The 18,291-nt window shown below is 71.7% G+C and carries 16 protein-coding genes; 10 read left to right on the top strand and 6 right to left on the bottom strand.

Annotation, left to right across the window (positions count from 1 at the left end):
• Positions 1-4: 4 nt before the first annotated feature.
• On the bottom strand, positions 5-2,335 hold the full coding sequence (locus AC57BS_RS23435; RefSeq protein ID WP_496413847.1) for a transglycosylase domain-containing protein: 2,331 nt from the start codon (positions 2,333-2,335) through the stop codon (positions 5-7).
• Between the two features lie 73 nt (positions 2,336-2,408).
• Between AC57BS_RS23435 and AC57BS_RS23430 the strand changes: the two genes are divergently transcribed.
• From AC57BS_RS23430 to AC57BS_RS23420, 3 genes are all read left to right on the top strand, one after another.
• The gene (locus tag AC57BS_RS23430) at positions 2,409-2,993 is read left to right on the top strand and encodes a PadR family transcriptional regulator (protein ID WP_496413846.1); all 585 of its coding nucleotides are present in this window, start codon (positions 2,409-2,411) and stop codon (positions 2,991-2,993) included.
• 45 nt (positions 2,994-3,038) lie between these two features.
• Entirely contained in the window at positions 3,039-4,124 is a 1,086-nt protein-coding gene (locus AC57BS_RS23425; protein ID WP_496413845.1) for an inositol-3-phosphate synthase, read from the top strand.
• A gap of 90 nt (positions 4,125-4,214) precedes the next feature.
• Positions 4,215-4,844, top strand: coding sequence for an HAD family hydrolase (locus AC57BS_RS23420; RefSeq protein ID WP_496413844.1), 630 nt, complete (start codon positions 4,215-4,217; stop codon positions 4,842-4,844).
• A gap of 33 nt (positions 4,845-4,877) precedes the next feature.
• Here AC57BS_RS23420 and AC57BS_RS23415 read toward each other — a convergent pair whose 3' ends face one another.
• Positions 4,878-6,326 (bottom strand): CCA tRNA nucleotidyltransferase, encoded by a 1,449-nt coding sequence (locus tag AC57BS_RS23415; RefSeq protein WP_496413843.1) that lies wholly within the window; start codon positions 6,324-6,326, stop codon positions 4,878-4,880.
• 53 nt (positions 6,327-6,379) lie between these two features.
• Between AC57BS_RS23415 and AC57BS_RS23410 the strand changes: the two genes are divergently transcribed.
• The 7 genes from AC57BS_RS23410 to AC57BS_RS23380 all read left to right on the top strand — a co-directional run bounded on the left by AC57BS_RS23410 (position 6,380) and on the right by AC57BS_RS23380 (position 15,449).
• Positions 6,380-8,620 carry a DUF6049 family protein gene (locus AC57BS_RS23410; protein ID WP_496413842.1) on the top strand — a complete coding sequence of 747 codons (2,241 nt, stop codon included), beginning with the start codon at positions 6,380-6,382 and terminating at the stop codon, positions 8,618-8,620.
• On the top strand, positions 8,617-10,248 hold the full coding sequence (murJ, locus tag AC57BS_RS23405) for a murein biosynthesis integral membrane protein MurJ (RefSeq protein WP_496413841.1): 1,632 nt from the start codon (positions 8,617-8,619) through the stop codon (positions 10,246-10,248). Before AC57BS_RS23410 ends, murJ begins: the two co-directional genes overlap by 4 nt.
• 54 nt (positions 10,249-10,302) lie before the next feature.
• Positions 10,303-12,246 carry a protein kinase family protein gene (locus tag AC57BS_RS23400; protein ID WP_496413840.1) on the top strand — a complete coding sequence of 648 codons (1,944 nt, stop codon included), beginning with the start codon at positions 10,303-10,305 and terminating at the stop codon, positions 12,244-12,246.
• A 13-nt stretch (positions 12,247-12,259) separates the two neighbouring features.
• On the top strand, positions 12,260-12,916 hold the full coding sequence (sigM, locus tag AC57BS_RS23395) for an RNA polymerase sigma factor SigM (protein ID WP_496413839.1): 657 nt from the start codon (positions 12,260-12,262) through the stop codon (positions 12,914-12,916).
• A 61-nt stretch (positions 12,917-12,977) separates the two neighbouring features.
• Positions 12,978-13,712, top strand: coding sequence for a hypothetical protein (locus AC57BS_RS23390; protein WP_496413838.1), 735 nt, complete (start codon positions 12,978-12,980; stop codon positions 13,710-13,712).
• Positions 13,713-13,813: 101 nt separating this feature from the next.
• A complete protein-coding gene (trxB, locus tag AC57BS_RS23385) occupies positions 13,814-14,827 on the top strand; it encodes a thioredoxin-disulfide reductase (RefSeq protein WP_496413837.1) in 1,014 nt (337 codons plus the stop codon).
• A gap of 112 nt (positions 14,828-14,939) precedes the next feature.
• Positions 14,940-15,449 carry a hypothetical protein gene (locus tag AC57BS_RS23380; RefSeq protein WP_496413836.1) on the top strand — a complete coding sequence of 170 codons (510 nt, stop codon included), beginning with the start codon at positions 14,940-14,942 and terminating at the stop codon, positions 15,447-15,449.
• Between the two features lie 42 nt (positions 15,450-15,491).
• Here AC57BS_RS23380 and AC57BS_RS23375 read toward each other — a convergent pair whose 3' ends face one another.
• The 4 genes from AC57BS_RS23375 to AC57BS_RS23360 form a co-directional block, all read right to left on the bottom strand.
• Positions 15,492-16,469 carry a hypothetical protein gene (locus tag AC57BS_RS23375; protein WP_496413835.1) on the bottom strand — a complete coding sequence of 326 codons (978 nt, stop codon included), beginning with the start codon at positions 16,467-16,469 and terminating at the stop codon, positions 15,492-15,494.
• Positions 16,466-17,050: a hypothetical protein gene (locus AC57BS_RS23370; RefSeq protein ID WP_496413834.1), complete on the bottom strand. Its 585-nt coding sequence runs from the start codon at positions 17,048-17,050 to the stop codon at positions 16,466-16,468. The genes AC57BS_RS23375 and AC57BS_RS23370 overlap by 4 nt, the downstream gene beginning before the upstream one ends.
• Positions 17,051-17,060: 10 nt before the next feature.
• On the bottom strand, positions 17,061-17,915 hold the full coding sequence (locus tag AC57BS_RS23365; protein ID WP_496413833.1) for a WXG100 family type VII secretion target: 855 nt from the start codon (positions 17,913-17,915) through the stop codon (positions 17,061-17,063).
• Positions 17,916-17,987: 72 nt separating this feature from the next.
• Positions 17,988-18,254, bottom strand: a complete 267-nt coding sequence (locus tag AC57BS_RS23360) for a WXG100 family type VII secretion target (RefSeq protein WP_165356126.1) — start codon at positions 18,252-18,254, stop codon at positions 17,988-17,990.
• Positions 18,255-18,291: the final 37 nt, after the last annotated feature.

Here is an 18,291-nt window from a genome sequence, read left to right as displayed (position 1 = left end):
GCGCTCAGGGTCGCGCGTCGGCCAGCGGCTGGCGCAGCTGGGACCGCCCGGTCGGGGTGGCCGGGGGCGTCTCGGTCGGCGTCGGTGGAGGCGTCGGGACCGGGGTCTCCGTGGGCACCGGAGTCTCGGTCGGGACTGGCGTCTCGGTCGGCACCGGGGTCTCCGTGGGCGTCTCGGTCGGCTCCTCCGTCGGCTCCTCGGGCTCGACCGTGGGCGTCTGGGTCGGGGTCGGGGTCTTCGTGGGCTGCGGCGGCGGCGGGGGCGGCGGCGGGGTGTACTCGTGGCCCTCCTCCGGTGCGTCGCCGTCGACGTAGGCGGGCTCGGGGAAGTCCTCGACCTCCATGCCCTCCATCACCCGCTGCATGATCGCGGTCCAGGTCTTCGCCGGGTAGTTGCCGCCGAAGTATCCGGACTTGCCGTCCGAGCTGGTGGGCAGCCAGAGGTCGGCGCCGTCGGGGCGCAGCTCGTCGAGGCTGCCGCGTCCCTTGCCCCGGACGTACATCACCGCCGTGGACAGCTGCGGGGTCATGCCGACGAACCACGAGGAGGACACGTCGCCGCTGTCGACGGTGGCCGTGCCGGTCTTGCCGGCGGCGGGGCGGGCGAGGGCGAGCGCCTCGGTGCCGGACCCGGACTCGACGACCTGCTGGAGGGAGTAGGTGACGTCGGCCGCGATGTCGGGGTCGACGGTCTGCTTGCTGCGCTTCTTGGCCTCGTAGAGCACCTCGCCGCGCCGGTCGACGACCTTCTGCAGGACGTGGACCTCGTTGCGCACACCGCCGTTGGCGAGCGTGGCATAGGCGTTGGCCATGTTGATGGGGCTGACCTGGGCCGTGCCGAGTGTCACGCCGATGTTCTCCTGGAAGTCGATCGAGCGCCGCGGGATGCCCCACCGCGCCTCCTCGTTGCCCGGGATGCCGAGGTCCTCGGCGGCCTGGATGACCTTCTGCGGCCCGTCGGCCATCGAGTCGACCATGTCGACGTAGGCGGTGTTGACCGAGTTCTCCGTCGCGTCGAGCATCGACACCGCGGGGCCGTAGTCGGTGTCCCCCTGGTTGCCGAACTCGGTGCCGGCGATGTCGATCGGGCTGTTGCCCTCGAAGGTGTCCTCGAGGGAGTAGCCGTCGCGGATCGCCGCGACGTTGGTCGCGGCCTTCATCGTCGAGCCGGCCATGCCTCCGGAGACGGCCCAGTTGATCTGCGAGTCGAGGTAGTCCTGCCCGCCGTAGAAGCCGAGCAGCTGGCCCGTGCGGGTGTCCACCGTGGCCGCGCCGACGTGGAGGTCCTTGTTGCCGGCCGCGCCGGGCATGCCCGCGTCAGGACGCTGCTCGGTGACGGCCTCCTCGACGTCGGCCATGACCTGCGGGTCGAAGGTCGTGGTGATCCGCAGGCCGCCGCCGTCGATCTCGTCCTCGGTCGCGATGCCGCGCGCGAGGATCTCGTCCTTGACCAGCTCGAGCATGTGGCCGCGCTGCCCGCCGTACTGGCTCTGGGCGACGATCTTGGGGAGCTTCGGCAGGCGCTTGAGCGCGGTGTCGCGCTCCTCGGGCGTGATGGTGCCCATCTCGGCCATGCTGTCGAGGACGTAGGCGTAGCGGACCTTGAGGTCCTCCTTGGCCTCCTTGCCGTTGGCCGGGTCGTACTTCGACGGGTTGTTGAGCACGGTGGCCAGGACGGCGGACTCGCGGAGGTTCAGGTCCTTGGCCGGGTGGTCGAAGTAGGCCTCGGAGGCGGCCTCGATGCCATAGGCGCCGCGGCCGAAGTAGATCGTGTTGAGGTAGCCCTCGAGGACCTCCTCCTTGCTGAGCTGCTGCTGGATCTTGAGGGAGACGACCGCTTCCTTGATCTTGCGCTTGTAGCTCTGCTCACTGGTCAGGTAGAGGATCTTGACGTACTGCTGGGTGATCGTCGACGCACCCTGGCGGGCGTTGCCGCGGGCGTTGGAGAAGAGCGCGCGCAGGATGCCCTTGGGGTCGATGCCCTTGTCGGTCCAGAAGGTCTGGTTCTCCGCGGCGACCACCGCGTCCTGCATCGTCTCCGGCATCTCCGACAGCGGGATCGAGACGCGGTTCTGGTCCTCGTAGTAGGTGCCCAGCTCCTGCTTGCCGTCGCGGTAGTAGACGAAGGTCGTCTGCGCCTCGAAGGCCGAGTTGGGCGTCGGGATGCTGATCGCCTGGTAGAGCACGACCACCACGCCACCGAGGACGAGGGCGCCGACCACGCCGAGGACCGCGAGGACCTTGGCGACCTTCGCCGCGCGCTGCTTGCCCGTACGCCGGGGCGCGGGCCGCCGGGTCTGGGCCTTGCCGTCGGCCCTCCGCTTCTTGACACTCACGCGGGAAAGGGTACGGGGAGTGCTCCGGCATCCCTGATTCGTCGTTGACGGATATATCGGTACGATAGGTCGCATGGCACGCCGTGGTGACACCATCGAGCTCGCAGTCCTCGGGCTGCTGCACGAGGGACCCATGCACGGCTACGAGCTGCGCAAGCGGCTGAACCTGATGCTGGGCTGGGGACGGGTGCTCTCCTACGGCTCGCTCTACCCGGCGCTGAAGAAGATGCTGCGCGCCAACCTCATCACCGAGGTCAGCACGACCACGACCCCGACGAGCCGCCGCCCGCGGATCGTCTACGAGGTCACCCCGGCCGGCACCGAGCAGTTCCAGCGACTGATGTCCGAGGTCGGGCCCACGGCGTGGGAGGACGACAACTTCGACATCAGGTTCGCGTTCTTCTCCTCCACCGACATGGAGATCCGGCTGCGCGTCCTCGAGGGGCGGCGCTCGCGCCTGCAGGAGCGGCTCGCCCGCGTCCAGGCCGAGCTGGCCCGCACCCAGGCCGAGGTCGACCGCTACGCCGGGGAGCTCCAGCGCCACGGCGTGGAGTCGGTCGAGCGCGAGGTCCGCTGGCTCTCCGACCTCATCCGGGCCGAGCGCGGCGACGAGGGCCCGGCCACCACACCAGCACCCAAGCCAGTCGGCAACGACTGATCAACCCACCAGCCAGAGCAGGCCAGCAGAGAGAAGGAGAGCCCCATGGGTTCGGTACGAGTAGGGATCGTGGGAGTCGGCAACTGCGCCACCTCCCTCATCCAGGGCGTGGAGTACTACAAGGACGCGGACCCGACCGGGACCGTTCCGGGGCTCATGCACGTCGTCTTCGGCGACTACCACGTCAAGGACGTCGAGTTCGTCGTCGCCTTCGACGTCGACGACAAGAAGGTCGGCAAGGACCTGTCCGAGGCCATCAACGCCTCGGAGAACAACACCATCAAGATCGCCGACGTCCCGACGCTCGGCGTCGAGGTCAAGCGCGGCCCCACGCTCGACGGCCTCGGCAAGTACTACCGCCAGACCATCGAGGAGTCGGGCGCCGAGCCGGTCGACGTCGTCCAGGCGCTCAAGGACGCCGAGGTCGACGTCCTCGTGTCCTACCTCCCGGTGGGCTCGGAGGAGGCCGACAAGTTCTACGCCCAGTGCGCCATCGACGCCGGCGTGGCCTTCGTCAACGCGCTGCCCGTGTTCATCGCCTCCGACCCCGTGTGGGCCAAGAAGTTCGAGGACGCCGGCGTCCCGATCGTCGGCGACGACATCAAGAGCCAGGTCGGCGCGACCATCACGCACCGCGTCATGGCCAAGCTGTTCGAGGACCGCGGCGTCGCGCTGGACCGCACCTACCAGCTCAACGTCGGCGGCAACATGGACTTCAAGAACATGCTCGAGCGCGAGCGCCTGGAGTCCAAGAAGGTCTCCAAGACCCAGGCCGTCACCTCCAACCTCGAGGGCTCCCTGGCGGGCGTCGGCGCCGACGACCGCAACGTGCACATCGGCCCGTCCGACTACGTCGCGTGGCTCGACGACCGCAAGTGGGCCTACGTCCGCCTCGAGGGTCGCGCGTTCGGCGACGTCCCGCTCAACCTCGAGTACAAGCTCGAGGTCTGGGACTCCCCCAACTCCGCCGGCATCATCATCGACGCCGTCCGCGCCGCCAAGATCGCGCTCGACCGCGGCATCGGCGGCCCGATCATCTCGGCCTCGACCTACCTGATGAAGTCGCCGCCGGTGCAGATGCCGGACGACCTCGGTCGCGCCGAGCTGGAGAAGTTCATCGCCGGCGAGTGAGCCGTCGCCAGCTCTGACGGAGGCCCCGTCCCCCTCGGGGGGCGGGGCCTCCGTGCTCTCCGGCGTTCGCCCGGCCGTACGCTCGCCGGCGTGACCGCTCGCGCACCGCTCGTCGTCGGGTTCGACCTCGACCTCACGCTGATCGACACCGCGGCAGGCTTTCGGCAGGTGCTGGAGGTGCTGGGTGACGAGCTGGGCGTGGCCTTCCCGCTGGAGGAGATGACGGCCCGACTGGGCCCGCCGCTCGACCACCTGCTCGCGCCCTACCTCCTGCCCGAGCAGGTCGCCCCGGCCGGCGACCGGTTCCGGGCGCTCTATCCCGACCACGCGATCACCACCGTCCCTGCGCTGCCCGGGGCGCACGAGGCGTTCGAGGCGGTGCGCGCCCACGGCGGACGCGTGCTCGTCGTCACCGGGAAGTACGGCCCCAACGCACAGCTGCACCTCGACCACCTCGGTCTGGGGGCCGACCACCTCGAGGGCTGGGTCTGGGGCGTGGGCAAGGCTGAGGTGCTGCGCCGCGAGGGCGCGCTCGCCTACGTCGGCGACCACGTCCACGACGTCGAGGGGGCCCGGGCCGCCGACGTGCTCAGCGTGTCGGTGCTGACGGGCGGGTGCACGCGCGCCGAGCTCGAGGAGGCCGGCACCGACGTCGTCCTCGACGACCTGCTGGCGTTCCCGGACTGGCTCGACGCCGCGGTCCTCGACCGCGACGCCTGACGCTCGCGCCCAGCACCGGGTCAGGTTGTCTGCTCAGGAGCGGCCGGCCCACCACTCGCGCAGCGCGGCCTCGGCCTCCTCGGCCGACTTCGGTCCCTCGTCCATCCGCAGCTCGAGCAGGAAGGCGTACGCCTGCCCGACCTCGCGGCCGGGGCCGATGCCGAGGACCTCCATGATCCGGTTGCCGTCGAGGTCGGGCCGGATCGCGGCGAGCTCCTCCTCCTCGGAGAGCCGCGCGATCCGCTCCTCGAGGGAGTCGTACGTCCGGCGCAGGCGGTCGGCCTTGCGCTGGTTGCGGGTGGTGCAGTCGGCCCGCGTGAGGATGTGCAGCCGCTCGAGCTGGTCGCCGGCGTCGCGGACGTAGCGACGCACCGCGCTGTCGGTCCACTCGCCGGAGCCGTAGCCGTGGAAGCGCAGGTGCAGCTCGACCAGCCGCGCGACCGCGTCGATGTCGTGGTTGGAGAAGCGCAGCGCCTTCATCCGCTTGCGGGTCAGCTTGGCGCCCACGACGTCGTGGTGGTGGAAGGTCACGGTGCCGCCTGCCTCGAACTTCCGGGTCCGCGGCTTGCCGATGTCGTGCATCAGCGCCGCGAACCGCGAGACGAAGTCGGGGCCGCCGCCGAGGCGGTCCTCGAGGTCGATGGACTGCTCGAGGACGGTCAGCGTGTGCTCGTAGACGTCCTTGTGGCGGTGGTGCTCGTCGCGCTCGAGCGCCAGCGCGGGCAGCTCGGGGAGCACGTACGCCGCCAGGCCGGTCTCGACGAGCAGGGTCAGGCCGAGCCTGGGGTGCGGGGCGCAGACCAGCTTGACCAGCTCGTCGCGCACCCGCTCGGCGGAGATGATCTCGATTCGGCCCGCCATCGCGGTCATCGCCTCGACCACCTCGGGGGCGACGGAGAAGCCGAGCTGGGCGGCGAAGCGGGCGGCCCGCATCATCCGCAGCGGGTCGTCGGAGAAGGAGTCCTCGGGGGTGCCGGGCGTGCGGAGCACCCGCTCGGCAAGGTCCACGATGCCGCCGAACGGGTCGACGAACTCGCGCCCCGGCACCCGGACGGCCATCGAGTTGACGCTGAAGTCGCGGCGGCCGAGGTCGCCCTCGAGGGTGTCGCCGAAGTCGACGTCGGGCTTGCGGGAGGACGGGTCGTAGGTCTCCGAGCGGTAGGTCGTGATCTCGACCTGCCACGGGCCCTTGCGGCACCCGATCGTGCCGAAGTCGCGGCCCATGTCCCACACGGCGTCGGCCCAGCCGGCGACCAGCCGCTCGGTGACCTCGGGACGGGCGGAGGTGGTGAAGTCGAGGTCGTTCTGCAGCCGGCCGATCATCGCGTCGCGGACCGGGCCGCCGACCAGCGCGAGCTCCTCACCGGCACCGGTGAACAGCGCGCCGAGCTCGTCGATCACGGAGCCGATGCGACTCAGCTCGGCGGCCACGCGGCTTTGGATCTCGACGATCGTGAGCGGGGGCAGGGCGGCGTCGGACACGACAGGACAGTCTAGGTGCCGGCTCGGGACCACCGAACAACTAGCATCGGTGCGTGCCCCGCCCGTCCGTGTTCCGTGCTGCCCTGGCGGGGCTCCTGACCCTCGGCAGCGCGGGCGCCGGCCTCGCGGGCACCCCGGCCGCGTCGGCTGCCGCGGAGGACACCGACCCCCTCGTCGTGCACATCGACACGATCAGCCCCGAGCTGCCCCGCAACGGCGACGTCGAGATCACCGGCACGGTGACCAACGTCGGCGACGAGACCTTCACCCGGATCAACCTGCACGCCTTCTCCTCGCAGGCGCCGATCCCCACCGCCACGGCCCTCGCCGAGTCGGTCACCATCGACCCCGCCGAGTACGTCGGCCAGCGGGTGACCGTGCCCGGCACGTTCGACACCGTCGACGAGCTCGCGCCGGGACAGACCGCCTCCTTCTCCGACTCCGTGCCCGTGGAGCTCCTCGAGACCTCCGGGGACCCGGGCGTCTACTGGATCGGCGTCCACGCCCTCGGCGACACCGAGGAGGTGCCGCGCGACGGCGTCGCCGACGGGCGCGCCCGGACGTTCATCCCGATGCGTCCGACCGGCGGCGAGACCCAGGAGGCGTCGGTCATCCTGCCGATCCGCCACCGTGTCTGGTACGACCAGGACGGCGCGGTGGCCGGCACCGAGCGCTGGGCGCGTCGCCTCGCCGAGGGCGGCAGCCTCGACGGTGTGCTCGACATGGCCGAGTCGGCCGGCACCACCCCGTACAGCTGGTTGGTCGACCCCGCGGTGCTGCTCGCGCTCGCCCGCCTCGCCGAGGGCAACGCCCCCCGCAGCCTGGCGCCCGACCCGAACGTGCCCGGGCAGGAGATCGCGCCCACCGAGACGCCGAGCGAGACGCCGACCGACGGTGAGGCGACCCCGGCGACCCCCGACACGCTCACCCCGACCGAGGCGCTGCCCACCGAGGAGCCGAGCGACGCGGACGCCGAGCTCGCCGCCGCCGCATCGGCCTGGCTCGCGCGCTTCAGCGCGCTGGTCGGCACCAGCTCTGTGCTGACGCTGCCCTACGGCGACATCGACGTGTCCGCCGCGATGCGTCACGACCGGGCCCGCTTCGACCAGGCCGTGGCCCGTGGCGCCGAGATCATGGCCGCGCTCACGCTGCCCGCCCAGCAGGCCGTCGCGCCCGGCAACGACGTGCTGAGCCCTGAGGCCCTGGCGCAGGTCCCGCCCGAGACGGTGGTCCTGCTCGGCGACAACGCCTTCACGATCCCGCCGCGCACCCCCCACTCGGTCGTGCGGCTGCTCGGCCACAAGGTGCTGGTGACCAGCACCGGTGCCGAGGCGGGAGGCCCGGCACCGACCGCCGCCAACGACCCGCTCGCGCTGCGTCAGCGACTGCTGAGCGAGGCCGCCCTCCGGCTCGCCGACGGCGACACCGCGCCGCTCGTCGTCACCCTGCCCACGGTCTGGCGCGGCGAGGACGCCGCGTCGTTCTTCACCGACCTCGAGCAGTCCTGGCTCGAGGTGGTGCCCGTCGGCGAGGTCGCGTCCCGACAGGCCGCCGGCGTGAAGGCCTCCAGCCTCTCCTACACCGACGCCGACGCGGAGGCCGAGCTCGACGCGTCCGCCTTCGCCGCCGCCACCCGCGCCACCGACGACGCGACCCTGCTGGAGCAGGTGCTCTCCTCCGTCACGCGGGTCGAGGCACTGGTGCGCGACGAGGTGCTGGTGACGCTGTCGGAGCAGCACCGCGCACGACCGGGCCTCGCCCGTGCCGCCGCGCGCCGGGTCGAGGAGTCGCTGCGCGAGGACCTGGGCAAGATCGAGATCGAGGCCCCCACCGCCGTGACGCTGTCCAGCGACTCCGGACCGCTCGGCGCCACCCTCGTCAACGGCCTCGACCAGCCGGTCGAGGTGCAGGTGCAGGTGCGTACGGACGGCGAGCTCACCCTGACCGGCGGAGGCGTACGCCGACTCGCGCCCCAGACGCGCAGCGTCGTCCGGTTCGAGGCCACCACCGCCCAGGCGGGCGTGCACAACGTACGGCTCTTCGTCACCAGCCTCGACGGGGCGCCCCTCGGCTCCTCGGCGCAGCTGCCGATCCGGGCGGCGCGGGTGAGCGCGCTGATCTGGATCGTCATGGTCGTGAGCGCCCTCGTGCTGTTCGGGATGATCGGCTACCGCCTGCCGGGCCAGATCCGGCAGCGCCGGGCCGAGCTGGCCGCGGCCGACCCCGAGCCCCACCCCGACCCCGACCGCGAGCCCGACCCCGTGCCCGAGGGCGCGACCGCGGAGCGGCCGTGACCGAGCAGCGCATCCTCACCTCGTCCGCCGTGATGGCCGCGGGCACGGTGGTCTCCCGGGCGTCCGGCTACGTCCGAGCGACCCTGCTCGTCGTGGCGCTCGGCTCCGGCCTGCGCGGTGACCTGTTCGCGATCGCCAACACGCTGCCCAACATGGTCTACATCCTGCTGGCCGGTGGCATCTTCAACGCGGTCCTCGTGCCCCAGCTCGTGCGGCGGATCAAGGACGACCCGGACGGCGGCGACGCGTACGCCAGCCGGGTCATCACGCTGTCCGCCCTGTTCCTCGGCGTCGTGACGGTGCTCCTGGTGCTCCTGGCCCCACTGGTGCTGCGGGTCTACCTCGCCGACGGCTACCTCGACCCCGACCGGGCCGCGCACCTCGAGTCGATCGTCAACCTGACCCGGTGGTGCCTGCCGCAGGTCTTCTTCTACGGCATGTACGTCCTCGTCGGCCAGGTGCTCAACGCACGAGGCAGCTTCGGTCCGATGATGTGGGCGCCGATCGCCAACAACCTGCTCTCGGTGCTGATGCTGGTCCTCTACCTGGTCCTCTACGGGGCCACCGGGCGCGGACCGGAGCGAGCCGAGGCCCTCGGCACCGGACCGGAGGTCCTCCTCGGCCTGGGCTCGACGCTCGGCATCGCCGTCCAGTTCCTGGTGCTGGTGCCCTACCTGCGCGCCTCCGGCTTCACCTACCGACCGCGCTTCGACTTCCGCGACCCCGAGCTCAAGCGGACCCTGTCGCTGGGCATCTGGACCGTGCTGTTCGTCATCGCCACGCAGGCGGCCTACCTGGTCGTGGTCAAGCTCGCCTCGGGCGGCGCGGTCGACGACGGCACCGGCTACCTCGTCTACTCCAACAGCCTGCTGATCATGATGGTGCCGCACGCGATCGTCACCGTCTCGCTGGCGACGGCGATCCTGCCCCGGCTCTCCTCCTATGCCCACGACGACAGGCTGGCCGACCTCGGCAGCACCGTCGGCTCGACCCTGCGGACGTCCCTCGCGCTGGTGCTGCCGTTCGCGGTCCTCCTGCCGATCACCGCCGGCGACGTCGCGGGCTTCGCCTTCGGCTGGGCGAGCGCCGAGGAGGCCGCCACCTTCGCACCGACCCTCGCCGTCTTCGGACCGGCGCTGGTCTTCTTCACCGTCCACTACTTCATGCTGCGCGGCTTCTACGCGATGGAGATGACCAGGCTGGTGTTCTTCATCCAGCTCGCGGTGTCCCTCACCAACATCGCCGTCGCGACCGTCCTGGTGCCGCGGGGCAGCCCGGAGGACACCGCGCCACTGCTCGTCGTGGCCTACCTGTCGTCGTACGTTGTCGGTGCCGTCGCGAGCTACGTGCTGCTCCGCCGCACGGTGGGCGGTCTCGAGACCCCGCAGCTGGTGCGCTTCCTCGTCCGGATGGCCGTGGTGCTCGCCGCGGCGGGCGCCGCCGCCTGGCTGGTGGAGCTGTCGATGGCGGGCATCGGGGAGTACCCAGGCCCGCTCGGGTCGCTGCTGCGCGGCGGGCTCAGCGCGGTCGCCGGGCTGCTGGTCGTGCTCATCGGCGCGCGGCTGCTGCGGGTGCGCGAGGTCACAGGCCTGGTCGACACCGTCGCGGCGCGGCTGCGGAGGACGTGAGACTCCCTAGAGTGGCGGCAAGCAGAGGGAATCGTGAGGGAGGTGGGGTGAGCGGTGCCGACGTCGAAGCAGGCCGGTGACGTGCTCGCCGGGCGCTACCGCCTCGACGACCTCCTGGCCGAGGCCGGGTCGGGCAGGTTCTGGCGCGCCCACGACCTCGTCCTGCACCGGCCGGTGGCCGTGCACATCCTCTCCGCGGACGACGAGCGCGCCCAGCCGATGCTCGACGCGGCCCGCCGCACCGGCCCGGTGGTCAACCGGCGGCTGCTGCGGGTCCTGGACGCCGAGTCGGCCGACGGGCTGTGCTTCGTCGTCCACGAGTGGGGCCAGGGCGACTCCGTCGACATCCTGCTCACCCGCGAGGGCCCGCTCGCGCCCCGTCGCGCGGCCTGGCTCGTCGCCGAGGTGGCCGACAGCCTCGCCGAGGCCCACGACGCCGGGCTCGCGCACGGGTCCCTGACCCCGGAGAACGTGCTCGTCGACCAGCACGGCCAGGTCCGCCTGATCGGCTTCGGCGTCGAGGCGGCGCTGCGCGGTCTCCCGCCCGGTCGGACCAACGTCGACGAGATCGACCTCGCCGGCCTGCTCTACTGCACGCTCACCGGCAAGTGGGCCGGCGTGTCCGAGTCGGCCGTGCCGCCCGCTCCCGAGGTGCACGGCGAGGTGCTCCGGCCCCGTCGGGTGCGCGCCGGCATCCCCCGCGTGCTCGACGCGCTCTGCGACCAGGTCCTCAACCCGCACGACGCGGCCACCGGGGGCCAGCCGTCGGCGCACACCATCCGCGACGTGCTGCTCGACTACGTCGGCGAGATGACCGGCACCCACGTGCCGGTCCCGGGCGTACGACCGACCGCCGCCGAGCAGCCCGCCACGCCCCCCGCCGACCCGACTTCCTCCGCGACGCCGACCGCGGTCGTACCTGTGGTCGCCGCCGGCGACGTAGCACCGGAGGCTGAGCCGGAGCCCGCGCCGGAGCCCGTCCCGGAGCCGGAGCCGGAGACACCGGCCGAGCCCGACGCAGCACAGCCGGAGCCCGACGCCACCCCGGTCACCGAGCTGCCCACCCAGGCCGGGATGCCGGTCTTCCACGACGACGACGAGGTCGACTGGCTGCGCGCCCGCGCCGAGAAGCCCGCGCCGCCGCCGCCCCTCCACGAGCCCGCACCCAAGCCCCTGTTCGCGCCCGACCCGCCCGAGGGAGAGCCCGTACGCCGTCCACGCCCGGGCAGCCGCGCGGCGTCCGCCAACCCCGACTACTGGCCCTGGGAGTCCAGCCAGGACTCCGGCCGCGGCTCGGGCGGGCAGCCGGCGGGCCGCGACACCGGGTCGTGGGGGTCGGGCTCGTGGTCCGGCGACCGGTGGGGCACCGGGGACGGCGACGACACCGGGGAGCAGGTGCCCGGACGCAGCTGGATCCGGCTCGCGATGATCGTGGGCGCGTGCCTGCTGGTCGGTGTGGCCGCGGTCGCGGCCTACCAGCTCGGCCTCAAGCCACCCACGCCGGACTTCACCGACGACCCGACGACGTCACCCTCACCGACCGTGGCGGAGCCGACGCCGTTCGAAGGACTGGTCGCCGACGACTTCGACCCCCAGGGCGGCGACGGCGGTGTCGAGAACTCCGAGTCGGTGCCCAACGTCGTCGACGGCGACCCTGCCACGTCGTGGAACACCTCGACCTACCTGCAGAACTTCGGTCCCGCGGGCCTCAAGACCGGCGTCGGCCTCGTCGTCGACCTCGGCTCCACCCAGGCGGTGCGCCGGGTGCTGGTCTCGACCGAGGGCGGGCAGACCTCCCTCGCGGCCTACGTCACCTCCGAGCCGCCCACCGGCATCGCCGGGCTCACCCCGATCGGCACCGACTCCGGCGCGGGCGACCTGGCGATCGACCTCGACGAGGCCGTCTCGGGCCGCTACGTCACCGTGTGGCTCACGCTGCTGCCGCCGGTCGAGGGCGGGTTCCGCGGGACGATCACCGAGGTGCAGGTGCTCGGATGAGGTCGACCACCGGATGAGCGACGAGCGCTCCGACCAAGCGCTGCTCCAGGCCCACGTCGACGGCGACCCGGACGCCTTCGGCGAGCTGTTCGCACGCCACCGCGACCGGCTGTGGGCCGTGGCGCTGCGCACCATGGGCAACCCCGACGACGCCGCCGACGGCCTGCAGGACGGGATGGTCGCGGCGTTCCGCCGGGCCGGCTCCTTCCGCGGCGAGGCCGCCGTCACCACGTGGCTGCACCGGGTCGTGGTCAACGCCTGCCTCGACCGGCTGCGGGCCGCGAAGATCCGCCGCTTCGAGGCGCTTCCCGACGACGTCGACGACCGCGGCACCGTGGTCGCGACCGCGGCCCGCGACGACCGGCCCGAGGAGGCGGCCGAGGTCGCCGAACGTCGCCGCCGGGTCCTCGCCGCGCTCGCCACCCTCCCGCCGGAGCAGCGGGCCGCGCTCGTCCTCGTCGACATGGAGGGCTACCCGGTGGCCGAGGTCGCCGAGATGCTGGGCTGCGCCGAGGGCACCGTGAAGTCCCGCTGCTCGCGTGGGCGCACCCGTCTCGCCGGGCTGCTGGGCGACCTGCACCACCCGGCGGGTGACCCGCCTCACGGGAACCCGCCTCCGGACGGTCCCGTCCAACCGACCGTGCGGCCCCGCGGCCCGCCCGCGCCCTGATCGCGCGCACCCGACTTCTCCCCCGTTCTCGCCCCGCCCGTCCCAGAGGAGGTGACCCACGATGACCGATGCGTCCGACCTGCCGCCCGAGCAGGAGGCCGTACGCCGCCTGCTGGCCGACGCCCGTCACGACGGGCCGCCGCCTCCCGAGGTCGTGGCCCGCCTCGACGAGACACTGGCCGCGCTCGTCGCGGACCGCGGCTCCGCCCCGCTCGACGGTGCACCGGCCCCGTCGTCGGAGCGTACGGCTCCCGTCGTCGACCTCTCCGCCCGTCGTCGGCGACTGGCCGGCGTCGGCCTGCTGGCGGCTGCGTCGGTGGTGGTCGCGGGCGTGGCCATCGGCCAGGTCCTGCCCCGTGGCACCGGCGACTCCGGCACCTCGAGCACCGACTCGGACTCCTCCCTCGCCGAGTCCCCGGCCGAGGCGGAGCAGGACGGCCAGTCCGACGACTCCGGCGCGGGCAGCTCCGAGCAGGCACCCGAGCTGCTGAAGAGCCCGTCGGCCACCCCGTTCGCCGGCATGCCCGCCATCTCTGCGGCCGACCCGGCGCTCGAGCAGCAGCTGGTCGACCTGCGGCCCGACGCCGCCGCACGTTCGCAGGACCTCGGCTCGGTCGACGCCCTGAGCAGCTGCACCCTGCCGAGCCTCGGCCAGGGCCGCCGGCTGCTCGCGCAGGTCGACGGCGAGCTCGGTGTCGTGTTGTTCCGCCGCCCCGCCGGCGGGACCCAGCAGGCCGAGCTCTACGCCTGCGGCACGCCCGACCCGCTGCGTACGCTCACGCTGCCCGCGCCCTGAGCGCTGGCGACGGGTGCTGGAACAACCGTCGCCTACGATCGGTTGAGCAAGGCGTACAGCCCATCGAGGCAGACCCGATCACCCAGGAGTTCGATCCACCCATGAGCACCAGCACCGAGACGCGCAACGTCATCATCATCGGCTCGGGGCCCTCGGGCTACACCGCCGCTGTCTACGCCGCCCGCGCCGCGCTCGAGCCCCTGGTCTTCGAGGGCTCGGTCACCGCCGGCGGCGCGCTGATGAACACCACCGAGGTGGAGAACTTCCCCGGCTTCCGCGACGGCATCATGGGCCCGGCCCTGATGGACGAGATGCGCGCCCAGGCGGAGCGGTTCGGCGCCGAGCTGGTCTCCGACGACGTCGTCGAGGTGGACCTCACCGGTGACGTGAAGGTCGTGAAGACTGCCACCGACACCTACACCGCGCGCTCGGTGATCCTCGCGACCGGCTCGGGCTACCGCAAGCTCGGCCTGCCCCGCGAGGAGGAGCTCTCCGGCCGCGGAGTGTCGTGGTGCGCGACCTGCGACGGCTTCTTCTTCCGCGAGCAGGCGATCGCCGTCGTCGGCGGTGGCGACTCCGCCGTCGAGGAGGCGACCTTCCTCACGCGCTTCGCCTCGAAGGTCTACCTGATCCACCGCCGCGACGAGCTGCGCGCCTCCAAGATCATGCAGGAGCGGGCCTTCGCCGACCCCAAGCTCGAGATGGTCTGGAACTCCGAGGTCGCCGCGATCAACGGCGCCGACAAGCTCGAGTCGATCCAGCTGCGCGACACGGTCGCCGGCGAGGAGCGCCAGCTCGACGTCACCGGCCTCTTCATCGCGATCGGCCACGATCCGCGCTCGGAGCTGCTCACCGGTCAGGTCGACCTCGACGACGACGGCTACGTGCTGGTCAAGCAGCCGTCGACGGCCACCAACCTCCCGGGCGTCTTCGCCGCCGGCGACCTGGTCGACCACCACTACCGCCAGGCCATCACCGCGGCCGGCACCGGCTGCGCCGCGGCGCTCGACGCCGAGCGTTTCATCGCGGCCCTCGACCACGAGGCCTCCACCGCCGGTGACGCCGCGGCCACCGTCGAGGCCATCGATGAGCAGAAGGAGACGGCGCGCGCCTGACGCGCGTACGACCTCCCTCGCGCCCCCCGGATCTGGGGATTCTCCCTCGGTCGGGCTCTCGCTAGTTTCGCCAGAAGGCTCGACGAGAAGCTCCAGGCCGAGGGGGAGATCGATGACTGCACGATCCATCGCACGTACGTCCGTGGCTGGTCTGGTGGCGGCGCTCGCGTTGGTCCCCGGTCCCGCAGACGCAGCGACCGCGAGCAAGCAGGACCCGCGGGGAGACGGCATGTCCGGCGTCGACTTCCGCTCGTTCCGGGTCGACAACGGCACGACCCGGACGACGATGGCCCTGACCGTCGCGAAGCTGCCGCGCAAGGGCGTGGTCTTCCTCAGCTTCGTCGACCCCATCGACGGCGAGTACGGCGGAGGCGTGCGGGTGCGTCGCGCCAAGGGTGTGGTGAGCGCCCGGTTCTACAACGAGAACTACGAGGGCATGACGATGAGCCCGTGTCCCGGCACGCGCGCCACGTGGAGCACCGGCAAGGACCGGGTGACCGCCACGTTCACCTGGTCGTGCGCGACGTACGGGCCGTACGACTCCAACTACTTCTACGCCCAGTGGGGACGCGACTACGACAAGAGCGACCATCTCGGCACGTTCCAAGTCGCTCGGGACTGACGCTGCGTCCCGGCTGCACTCTGTGCCGCTCCTTGGCTCCCGTCACTGGGTGCTGACGACACTTCCTCCGAGGAACGGCTCCATGCGCGCCTGCAGCCGTGCCGCGTAGAGGTCGTCGCGCTCGTCGAAGTCATCGGCGAGGTTGCCGTAGAACGGCCGACCCTCCATGTGAATTGCCGCCCCGGCACCGAGCCCCACAGCGATGTCGACGGCATTCGGGATGCCCACGCGTGCCCCTGACCTACCAGCACCAGCGTCACCGCGGACGAGGTAGTTGTCGCCGGCCTGGTCAGGCACGGACAGGCTGGAGGCCGCGACTCCGTCTGTGATGACGTCTCCGGTGACCTCGAACCTGATGATGTCGCGTGACTCCACTCCGCCGACCACCTGTGGCGAGGCCCATGTCACGACCAGCGGGTCTCCCCATCGGCCACTGTGAGCGATGTTCTGGGCGATCAGGCCCCCCTGCGAGTACCCGACCAACAACACCTCGTCTTCGGACGTGATCCCGCGGTCGACCATCAGCTGTTCCACGTACGACATCGTCTGCGTCTCGATCCCGAGAACCGCCGCTACGTTCTCGAGTGCGTCGAAGTGCTCGCCGGGTGCCGCAACGGGGCGGGTGCCGGTGATCGTGACGATGTAGCGAACCTTGCCATCGAGGCCGACGACCTCGGTGATGACGACTCCGTCGCCGTCGGCGTCGAGTCGGTCCAGGTCGAGCAGGGACCTCGTGGACTCCAGGCGCACCGACACCGCGCTGGTGCGCTCCTGCTGATCCGCCTCGAGCCTCAGCTGTCGCGCCTGGGCTGCCAGCGCGGCGGCGGCCCTGGTGAGCTTCACGGAGTGCTCCGAGTCCCAGGTCTTCCGGAAGCGGACCGCGAACGGCCCCACCCACGCCGAGATCTGGATGCCGCTGCGCACCGTCGTGCTCGTCTGTCGCAGCTGGGTCGCGGCGCGCTCGTACGCCGCCGCGAGGGAGCGGAGCTCATCGAGGTCGGCCCCGACCATCCCCCTCATGGCGTGCGGTCCGACACACGGCCCACTGAGCGGAGCGCGTGAGAGGCCTCCAGGACGTCCCGCGCGCGGCTGAGTCGGGCGAGGTCCTCTGCCGAGCGGGCCGCAGCATCCATCGATCCGGCTGCGAAGCGCACACTGGCCAGGCACACGTCGCCGTCGAACGCGGTGACTGTCAGCGGCTGTCTCCCCATCGCGTCGATGGCTCGTCCCACCACTCGCGCAAGCAGCTCATCATCTCCCGCCACGCACTCGACGACGTCTCCGTGCAGGCAGCACACGATCGATCTGCCTGGAGCAGACAGAACAACGCTCGGCGGCACAACCTGCGCGTCCGCGGTGACGTGGAACCACCTGTCTGCCTCAGCAGCGATCTCCGCAACGAGGGAGAGGCAGGCCGCGAGCTCGCCTCCCTGCAACGTCCCTGCGAGCAACTCGATCGTCTGCGACAACGCGGTGTCCAGGTCCTCTCGGGCGGCGATGCCGAAGATCGACAGCACGGCGGCCCCCTGCGCCGACGTGCCGATGGCCACGAGGGACCCCAACGGCATGAGGACCCCCGGGTCCTCGTGGATCGATGTCATGTCGCGCCTCCTAGATCAGGCGGATGCCGTGGTTGTAGAGCCATTCGCCCGCGCGACCGAACGTCGCGTCGGCTGCGTCGTTCATCCACGGTGCACGGCGCTCGACGTTGTCGTTGCCCAGCTGGATGAATCCGTCGACCCCGTCGTAGCGGTCGACCACCTGGTCGGCCGTGTAGCCCTGGGCGGCCATCCACTCGAAGTGTTCGTCCTGCGACGACGCGTCGAGCGGTATGAAGAAGCCGATCTCAGCCTTCAGTCCGTTGTAGAGAAGTGAGACCGGCGCGCTCGCGAACGTGAACGCGCCATCCGCGGTGGCCTTCATGCCACCGCTCAGGTCCCCATCCCGCACAGCGGATGCGAGGTCGGCCAGGGCCGAGCCGAGCCCGATCCCCTTCAACACAGAGGACGCGTAGACGTTGAGCTTCAGCCCGGTGGCGGTCTCACGGAGGCTGTCCAGGTTGCCGACGACCTCGGATCCCCGCATGAACCAGCTGCCTCCGGCGCCCAGGATGTCCACGAACGTCGTCCCTGCCGAGCCCGCACCAGTTGTGGCCCTCCTGGCGGCGTCGCTGGTCGCACCACCCAAGCCGCCCCCGCCCGCGCTGCTCGCCTGCCGCTGCTCCTGGGCCTGCAGCCGCAGCTGCTTGGCGGCGCCGCGCAGGGCCACGGCGGTCCGCTTCAACAGCGGGCCGTGGCGCTGGTCCCAGTCGTGGCGGAACCGGGTGGCCTTCGCGCCGGCCCACGGGTTCGCGTGGACGGATGCGCGTACGCGGACCACGGTCGACTCGAGCGCGCCTGCGCTGCGGTCGAAGTCCGCGGCGAGACGGTCGAGTGCATCGGGGTCGGCTCCGACCATGCGGCTCATGGGTCCTCCTCAGTTCCGGATCTCAGGTCTCCCGCGGTGCGTGGCCCGAGCCACCACGCACCGGCGACGACGTCAGCGGGAGATCTGCTCCTGCTCGTTGGCGTTCTGCTGAGCGGCCTGCGAGGCCTGCGCCAGCGCCTCGGCGACGTTGCGGAGGTTGGTGGAGTGGGTGCCGTCCCACTCGCTCTTGAAGCGCGCCTGGTCCTGGCCGACCCAGGTCGTGCCGCTGAGCTTCGAGGTCAGCTGGGACTGGAGCTGCTTGACCTGCTCCGAGGCCTGCTGGAGCTGTCGCGACAGCGTCCGGACTTCCTCGACGTTCATTCCGATCATGCCGGCCATGGTGGTTCTCCTTCTGGTGTGTGGTGTTCGGTGTTGG

It is taken from the genome of Nocardioides sp. BGA-UO-ETr-FS32 (genome assembly GCF_059567905.1).
Note: the sequence above shows the minus strand (reverse complement) of the source record. Positions and strands in the feature narration are given on the sequence as shown.

What these genes read in the sequence shown, in the direction of transcription:
- AC57BS_RS23380 (WP_496413836.1), top strand. Translation starts at nt 14,940, where the DNA reads ATGACTGCACGATCCATCGCACGTACGTCCGTGGCTGGTCTGGTGGCG.
- AC57BS_RS23425 (WP_496413845.1), top strand. Translation starts at nt 3,039, where the DNA reads ATGGGTTCGGTACGAGTAGGGATCGTGGGAGTCGGCAACTGCGCCACC.
- AC57BS_RS23390 (WP_496413838.1), top strand. Translation starts at nt 12,978, where the DNA reads ATGACCGATGCGTCCGACCTGCCGCCCGAGCAGGAGGCCGTACGCCGC.
- AC57BS_RS23375 (WP_496413835.1), bottom strand. Translation starts at nt 16,469, where the DNA reads ATGAGGGGGATGGTCGGGGCCGACCTCGATGAGCTCCGCTCCCTCGCG.
- AC57BS_RS23365 (WP_496413833.1), bottom strand. Translation starts at nt 17,915, where the DNA reads ATGAGCCGCATGGTCGGAGCCGACCCCGATGCACTCGACCGTCTCGCC.
- sigM (WP_496413839.1), top strand. Translation starts at nt 12,260, where the DNA reads ATGAGCGACGAGCGCTCCGACCAAGCGCTGCTCCAGGCCCACGTCGAC.
- AC57BS_RS23360 (WP_165356126.1), bottom strand. Translation starts at nt 18,254, where the DNA reads ATGGCCGGCATGATCGGAATGAACGTCGAGGAAGTCCGGACGCTGTCG.
- trxB (WP_496413837.1), top strand. Translation starts at nt 13,814, where the DNA reads ATGAGCACCAGCACCGAGACGCGCAACGTCATCATCATCGGCTCGGGG.
- AC57BS_RS23430 (WP_496413846.1), top strand. Translation starts at nt 2,409, where the DNA reads ATGGCACGCCGTGGTGACACCATCGAGCTCGCAGTCCTCGGGCTGCTG.
- AC57BS_RS23370 (WP_496413834.1), bottom strand. Translation starts at nt 17,050, where the DNA reads ATGACATCGATCCACGAGGACCCGGGGGTCCTCATGCCGTTGGGGTCC.